The organism is Neisseria sicca 4320 (assembly GCF_000193735.1).
In the GTDB taxonomy this organism is placed as follows: Bacteria; Pseudomonadota; Gammaproteobacteria; order Burkholderiales; family Neisseriaceae; genus Neisseria; species Neisseria sicca_E.
The window spans coordinates 1-2,591 of the sequence record NZ_AEPF01000085.1; the positions used below are offsets into that span (position 1 = coordinate 1).

3 protein-coding genes are annotated in these 2,591 nt (G+C 48.3%); all 3 read right to left on the bottom strand.

Going from position 1 to position 2,591, the window contains the following annotated elements; all coding sequences use genetic code 11:
- A partial coding sequence (locus tag NSCA4_RS0108505) for a zonular occludens toxin family protein (RefSeq protein ID WP_016687736.1) occupies positions 1-1,149 on the bottom strand: 1,149 nt, incomplete at its 3' end.
- Between the two features lie 3 nt (positions 1,150-1,152).
- The gene (locus NSCA4_RS0108510) at positions 1,153-1,437 is read right to left on the bottom strand and encodes a DUF2523 domain-containing protein (protein ID WP_016687737.1); all 285 of its coding nucleotides are present in this window, start codon (positions 1,435-1,437) and stop codon (positions 1,153-1,155) included.
- On the bottom strand, positions 1,434-2,591 hold a 1,158-nt coding region (locus NSCA4_RS0108515; protein ID WP_016687738.1), incomplete at its 5' end, for a virulence factor TspB C-terminal domain-related protein. The genes NSCA4_RS0108510 and NSCA4_RS0108515, both read right to left, overlap by 4 nt.

Genomic DNA, 2,591 nt, shown 5'->3' on the forward strand with positions numbered 1-2,591 from the left:
ATTCGTCAGGGCTTTATCATTGTATCCGTCATACATCAGATTTTGCGGGCTTGCCCCGCCCATTGTCAAGACCTGCGGAGTGTCTGGCGTATAGGCTGTCTGCGTCGGTTTTGCCGCTTCTGCCGTCTGCGTTTTGTAGGGATTGAACGGTAAGCCGTCTTTTACGTAGTTCAGGCAGGTTTGTTTGCCGATGTCTTTAATCTTCGTGCCTTGGTCGGTGTAACAGGTGCAGCGGTTTTCTGCTTTGATACAGGCGGCAGGCCACGGCATGGCTTTAACTGCTTTATTCATGCCGTCGTATATCGGGGCGGTTTCAGGACGCTCTGCGATACGGGGCTGATAGTCTTCTTCGCTCAAATGCGGTTTCTTTGGTTCTTCGGGTTTTGTTTCGGCTTTCGGATACTGCCCGTTTGTTACAGGCTCACTTGCCGATACGGCTGACGGCTGCATTTGTGCTTGGGCGTTTTGGGTCGTACTTGCCTTCTTCGCCTTTTCTCCTTCGCCCGAGAACTTGCCCCAGAAGTCGGTAAACGACCATATGCCATAACCGACGAGGCATAGGGCGAGCGGGAACAGCATTAAAAGTTTGCTTTTTTTCGTCCTGATTTTGGTGTGTACTTCGGCGGACTTGTACAGCCCGTACACGCTTTTATCAAGCCTATACACGCTGATTAGTGCTTCCCTGATGTTTGCCCTGCTTTCAGGGTCTTTCGCGCCCCCTGTCGTCCATTCCATCTTACGACGTAGTCCTAGATTGGTCTTACCTAAATGCGTGTGATGTTCTATCAGTCCGCGCAAATGGACGTCTATCAGGCGGGGATGTTGGGTTATCAAGATGAAATCAAGACCACGGTGTCGGTGTGTTTCTAGTTCGGCGACGTAGTCGGGTACTTTCGATCCGCTTGGACGTGGACGAAATATGCGTTGGCATTCGTCAACGACGATAATCGCGCCCGGCGGTGCCCACTTCGGCCACGTCTGAATGCTTTCGCCTTCGGGTATATCGAAGTAATTTATTTTGTCGTGGTCTAGGTCTTTGATTCCGTCCACGAAGATGGGACGGTCTTTAAAGTCTTTGCGTTTAACAAGGTTGGAAACCGCATACAATGTTTTTCCCGCACCGGGAACGCCTGTATATAGGTAAAGCATTTTTTATCCCTCGCTTTTGACGATAGTGGACAGTTTCTTAAAGCCCTTTATCGTGGCTATAAATGTGAACGCGCCAAATATCCAATTCAGCATGACGCCGAAGCCCATGATATAGACGATTTGCAATGCGTCTTCAGGGAAACCGCCAATATGGTTTTGAACCTGTTGGATGAAATAGGATTGCAACTGGCGAAATCCCGCCACTGTTACGAAAGAAAGCCCTATGGCGGTCAATATTCTGCCCGCCACAGACATTAATACTGCTGTTATCAAACTGCCCCAGTTCATAGCTCCTCCAATGCGCCATAGACGAACCATGCACAGGTTAGAATGGTCATCATGATTAGGACGGGTCTCAATTTTGCGGCAAAGTCGCAAAGCGGCTGATAGCTGAATTCGACCTGCCCAAGTGCGCCTAAATCCACGCTTTTCGGTTGCGGGCAAACGCCTTCTGTTTGAAAGACGTTTTCAGGGCTGAAACTCAAATCTATTGTGTTTTCAGGCAAGACGATGTCTTCATAGGTCATATCGCCACCCGGCATACATTGCGCAGCATTCGGGTTTTGCTGACAAAAATTCTGCTGCTGATTCTCTTGATTTTGATTTTGCTGCCCTGTCGGACTGTTCGGCTGATTCGGCATATTCGGACTGTTCGGCGTCGTCGGTGCATTCGGACTATCTGGCGTTGTAGGCGTATTCGGACTGTTGGGTGTTGTCGGTGTGTTCTGTCCTTTATTGGGTGTCGGTATGATTTCGCTTCTTGTCGGTGCGAGCGTGGAATTTGGTTTCAAATCAGGACGCGGAATAATAGACGTTGAAACCGAGCCGTCTGCGTTAAGTGTGAACCGTGTCTGTTGCGGTGTATTGCTGCCTTGCGGTGTGTAGGGTGCTGAATCGGCGGTCATAGGCGTGAATTGGTTTGATTCGGTGGACTTTTCTACGGCATCTCCTATACGGGACAACTGATTCATCAATTCGGCATGGTTGGTCTGTTGGTTGTTCAGCATACGGGCTAGGATGTCTTTGATGTCTTGCTGATTCAACATCATGTCTTTTAGGACTGTTTCAGGATTTGGTCTTTCTATTTGGTCATATGACACCGATTTATAATCAATCGTTATGGCAACAACGCCTTTAGGAGCTTTTTTTGGCAAATAACCACTAAAGCTTCCTACTTCGAAAACTACACCGTTATGTTCTCCGGTACCATCATATTCAGCCCTAGAACGTTTATATTTAGGAGCTTTATCTGTATATTCTCCTAATGACTGTTCAGTAGCTGGAGCATTTTTAAAGGTTGTGAATTTAGTAAGCTGCCAAATGGTTTTGCCCTGTTTTGCCTGCTCTCTTGCTCCTTGGGCTTTTTGTTCGGTTTCTTTTGCAGCGGCTGCTCCTTCTGCTGCTTTTTTAGCGGCTGCGGCTGCGATTGCTCCGCCTAGGTT

What these genes read in the sequence shown, in the direction of transcription:
- NSCA4_RS0108510 (WP_016687737.1), bottom strand. Translation starts at nt 1,437, where the DNA reads ATGAACTGGGGCAGTTTGATAACAGCAGTATTAATGTCTGTGGCGGGC.